Annotated in this window: 4 protein-coding genes; 3 read left to right on the top strand and 1 reads right to left on the bottom strand. The window is 64.4% G+C overall.

What is annotated here, in order from left to right:
- Positions 1 to 787: 787 nt before the first annotated feature.
- Positions 788 to 1,723: a DMT family transporter gene (locus ACK6AU_RS31375; protein ID WP_409303612.1), complete on the top strand. Its 936-nt coding sequence runs from the start codon at positions 788 to 790 to the stop codon at positions 1,721 to 1,723.
- 9 nt (positions 1,724 to 1,732) lie between these two features.
- Here ACK6AU_RS31375 and ACK6AU_RS31370 read toward each other — a convergent pair whose 3' ends face one another.
- A complete protein-coding gene (locus ACK6AU_RS31370; RefSeq protein ID WP_409303610.1) occupies positions 1,733 to 2,380 on the bottom strand; it encodes a sel1 repeat family protein in 648 nt (215 codons plus the stop codon).
- Positions 2,381 to 2,553: 173 nt separating this feature from the next.
- Between ACK6AU_RS31370 and ACK6AU_RS31365 the strand changes: the two genes are divergently transcribed.
- The gene (locus ACK6AU_RS31365) at positions 2,554 to 3,774 is read left to right on the top strand and encodes a putative DNA modification/repair radical SAM protein (protein ID WP_409303608.1); all 1,221 of its coding nucleotides are present in this window, start codon (positions 2,554 to 2,556) and stop codon (positions 3,772 to 3,774) included.
- On the top strand, positions 3,771 to 4,506 hold a 736-nt coding region (locus ACK6AU_RS31360), incomplete at its 3' end, for a TIGR03915 family putative DNA repair protein (RefSeq protein WP_409303606.1). The genes ACK6AU_RS31365 and ACK6AU_RS31360, both read left to right, overlap by 4 nt.

The raw sequence follows: 4,506 nt of genomic DNA, 5'->3' as shown, positions 1-4,506 counted from the left end.
TGGCAGGGCAGTCTCAACCGACTGCCTATCTTGGTTCAGCGGGTCCAGCCCTGATTCCGGTACATCTCCTGACGTGCTTTGAACTACTGCGTTTTTCGCCATGAACTGCAGGCGAGTAATCTGCGAGTTACTGGCATAGCCTAGAAAAACCACATGTACAGGGGATCTCTGCTCAATACGTCTGGAACGTCGTGCTACTTACAGCAGGGTGAACATGATCTACCTCCGTTTACATAAATGCGAGGGTAGGAAAATCAAGCAGATGCAGCTTTGTCTTTACCAACGTCTGGTTGCTGATCCGTCCATCAACAACGCGGTCGACCTGGTCGAGGAGCCAGTCCTTGTGCCTTGCCGTTTCAATGGTGGGTCGTAGCCCGTCTGCTTGGGCACTTTTTTCAATCTGGGCGTAGTGCTGGACGTTCCGCTGTAGAGGGTGCAGGCGAGGGCCTTGAGGTCTTTCGCTTTGTCCTCGAGGCACTGGATTAGCAAGACCTGTTCTAAGGGCATCAGATGCTCGTCGCTGAAAGCGACGGTACGCTTACTCTTACAAGGTTTTGAAAGTCCTTGTAGTGATGCACCGAGCCCTGAGAGTCGATCATGCCCTGCTGATAGTGAGCGGACAGCACATGCTCGACTACCGCCAGATTGGTTTGCCTTTAAAGCCCATTCCTGGAAATTTTCGGTGCCGTTGTCTTTAACTCGCTATGGATTGGCGTAAGCGAGCTATATCTAGCAATTCTGTCAGGCGGACAATAGCGCGTCCCGATTATTGATCCAAGGAACCGCCATGGCTGCACGCCAACCCCTCGATGCCACAGCTTGCAGCCTGATGGTCGGCCTCTGTGCCGTCTGGGGCCTGCAGCAGGTGGCGCTCAAGGCCACCGTCCAGGACATTGCTCCGATCATGCAGATCGCCCTGCGTTCCGCTGGCGCCGCCTTGCTGGTGGGGCTGCTGATGCGCTGGCGCGGTGAGCGCCTGGGGCTGCGCGAAGGCCACTGGCGCCCCGGGCTGCTGGTGGGCGCGCTGTTTGCTTTGGAGTTCCTGCTGGTGGGCGAGGGCCTGCGCCATACCAGCGCTTCGCACATGGCGATCTTCCTGTATACCGCGCCGATCTTCGCCGCCCTGGGCCTGCATTGGCGGCTGCCCGCCGAGCGTCTCAAACCAATGCAATGGCTGGGGATCGGCGTGGCTTTCGCCGGTATCGTCGTGGCCTTTAGCGGGCCTTCGTCCCAGGGCGCCGGGGGCAATGCATTGCTGGGGGATTTCCTCGGCCTGCTGGGCGGTGCCGCCTGGGGCGCGACCACGGTGGTGGTGCGCTGTTCGCGGCTGGCCTCGAGCCCCACCACCCGGACCTTGCAGTACCAGTTGCTGGGGGCCTGCGCCTGGCTGGGGCTGGCGGCCTGGCTGTCCGGGCAAACGTCCATCCAGTTCACCCCGCTGGTCATCACCAGCCTGGGCTTCCAGGTGCTGGTGGTGTCTTTTGCCAGCTTCCTGATCTGGTTCGGCCTGTTGCGCCGCTACCTGGCTTCGCGCCTGGGGGTGTTGTCGTTCATGACGCCACTGTTCGGCATCGGCTTCGGCGTGTGGCTGTTGCACGAGCCCCTGGAGCCGAGCTTCATCTTCGGCGCAGCGCTGGTGCTGGCGGGCATCGTGCTGGTCAGCGGTTATGAATGGCTGCGCCAGCGCCTGGGCCATGGCCCGCGGCGGGCCCTGGGTTCCTGAGGCAGTGCCTCAGGGCTTGGGCTCCGCGAGCTTGTCCTGGATCTTCTGCTGGAGCTGGATGGCGGCGGTGCAGGCCGGGTCCTTGGTACCGTGCTTGTTGCAGGACCTGCCCAGCACCTTGAGGGCCTTGGCGTTGTCCGGCGGGGTGCCGATGCCCTGGCTCAGGTTGAACCCGTACATGGTGCAGGCCCAGGGGTCGTCCAGCTCACAGACCTTGGCATAGGTCCTGGTCACGCACTGGCGCACGGATTCGTCGTCGGGGGTGGCCACGTACATCCCGGCCGCCCGGTTGGTGCAGCCAGATGCCACGCCCAGGCTGCAGGCCCGCTGGAACAGCGGCTCATAACCCATGGCCGGGCCCTTGGCCTTTTGCACGTTGATGCCCAGCCAGTAGCAGTCATTGCCATCGCCGCGCTTGCAGCTTTGCAGGCAGTCTTCCATCTGCTCGGGCTCGCTGCAGCGGTCGGGCTCTGTCGGCGTCTCCCTTCGTGGCACCAGCGTCGCCGGGCATTGCCGGGCTAGGCTCTGCCATTGCGGCTGCGCCAGGACCCGGGCCGACACGGCTTCGACCGGGGTTGCAGGGGCTGGTGCGGCCAGGACCTGCGAGGCCGGCAGCAGGGTCATGGCAAGCAGCCAGAGGAAATAGAAGGGGCGCATGGGCAAACCTTTAGCGGCATGGATAAGCGCGCGTATCTTAAGGACTTTTACCCACCAGGCCAGGGTTTTATCCCAAGCGGCCAGGGATATTTCTGTGACGCTGGTCAGACGACCCCTTGAAGTGCCGGGTGCGAACTCTGTACTGTATATAAAAACAGTATATGGGTCCGGCCATGCAACTGATCGACAAGCTCGGCATCCTCGCCGATGCCGCCAAGTACGACGCTTCCTGCGCCAGCAGTGGCGCCCCCAAGCGCAGCTCCCAGGGCAAGCAAGGGCTGGGCTCTACCAACGGCATGGGCATCTGCCATAGCTACACGCCGGATGGGCGCTGTGTCTCGTTGCTGAAGATCCTCCTGACCAACTTCTGCCTCTACGACTGCCAGTATTGCGTCAACCGCCGCTCCAGCGATGTGCCTCGGGCCCGCTTCACCCCCGAGGAAGTGGTGCGCCTGACCCTGGACTTCTACCGGCGCAACTGCGTCAGCGGGCTGTTCCTCAGTTCCGGGATCATCCGCTCGGCGGACTACACCATGGAACAACTGGTGCAGGTGGCCAGGCTCTTGCGCGAGGAACACGAGTTCCGTGGCTACATCCACCTCAAGACCATTCCCGATGCCGACCCCGCGTTGATCGAGCAGGCCGGGCGCTACGCCGACCGCCTGAGCGTGAATGTCGAGTTGCCCACCGACCGGGGCCTCAAGACCCTGGCCCCGGAGAAGCAGCTGGGTTCGATCAAGCAGGCCATGCGCACCATCCACACCGGTGAGCAGACGGTGCTCAACGAGCCCCGGGCACCGCGTTTCGCCCCGGCCGGGCAGAGCACGCAGATGATCGTCGGCGCCGACGACACCGACGACAGCACCCTCTTGCACAGCGCCGAGGCCCTGTACGGCAACTTCCGCTTGCGCCGGGTCTATTACTCGGCCTTCAGTCCAATTCCCAACAGCCCGAAGAGCGTGCCCCTGGCCGCGCCGCCGCTGATGCGCGAGCACCGCCTGTACCAGGCCGACTTCCTGTTGCGCGGTTACGGCTTCAGCGCCAATGAGCTGTTCAAGGGACCGGGGCACCTGGCCCTGGACATCGACCCCAAGCTGGCCTGGGCCCTGGAGAACCGCAGCCTGTTTCCCCTGGACCTGAACCGCGCCGAGCCAGCGTTGATCGCGCGTATCCCGGGGATCGGCCTGCGCACCACCCAGCGCCTGGTGGAGTTGCGCCGGGAGCGGCGCATCCGCTTCGAGGACCTGGCGCGCATGCGCTGCGTGCTGGGCAAGGCCAAGCCGTTCCTGATCACCAGCGACTATCACCCGCGCCAGGCCGAGACCAGCAGCGCGCAGCTCTACCAGCAACTGCGCGATCGCCCGCAGCCGCAGCAGATGGGGCTGTGGGGATGATCGACCTGGACTGCCACGAGTCGTTCGACACCTGGCGCGAGCAGGCCCGGCGCTTGCTCAGCCATGGCATCGACCCCAGCCAGGTCAGTTGGTCCGGCGCCCGCGAGGCCGACCTGTTCGGCCGGCCGCAGGACTATCCGCAGCAGCCCGGGCCGTTCCAGGCGCGCATTCCCCTGGCGCTGCTGGGCCTGTTGCAGCGGGCGGCGAGCTATCGTGGCGAGCAGCGCTGGAGCCTGTTGTACGAGGTGCTGTGGCGGGTCAGCCATGGCGACCGCACGGCCATGCTCAGCGGCGACCCGTTGGGCAGCGAGTTGCAACGGCGCATTCGCCAGGTGGATCGCGAGGCCCATCACCTGCACGCTTTCGTGCGTTTTATCGCGGTGCCGCCCGGACGTTCGGCCCTGGCCGAGCAGCCGCAGTTCGTGGCCTGGCACGAGCCGGCCCACGACATCCTGGCCAGCGCCAGCGAACACTTCATCGGGCGCATGGGGCGCCAGCGCTGGCTGATCGCCACGCCCCGCGACGGGGTGTATTTCGATGGTGAGCGCCTGCTGTACCAGCGCCAGTGTCCGCTGGGCTGGCAACAGCTGGCCCAGGGCATGGAGGACCCCGGCGGCGAGCTGTGGTTGACCTACTACAGCCATATCTTCAATCCGGCGCGGCTCAACCCCAGGGTCATGCAGGGGCATTTGCCGACCCGCTTCTGGAAGCACCTGCCGGAGGGGCCGCTGA

Source organism: Pseudomonas sp. KCJK8993 (genome assembly GCF_046230915.1).
Classification (GTDB): domain Bacteria; phylum Pseudomonadota; class Gammaproteobacteria; order Pseudomonadales; family Pseudomonadaceae; genus Aquipseudomonas; species Aquipseudomonas piscis.
Note: the sequence above shows the minus strand (reverse complement) of the source record. Positions and strands in the feature narration are given on the sequence as shown.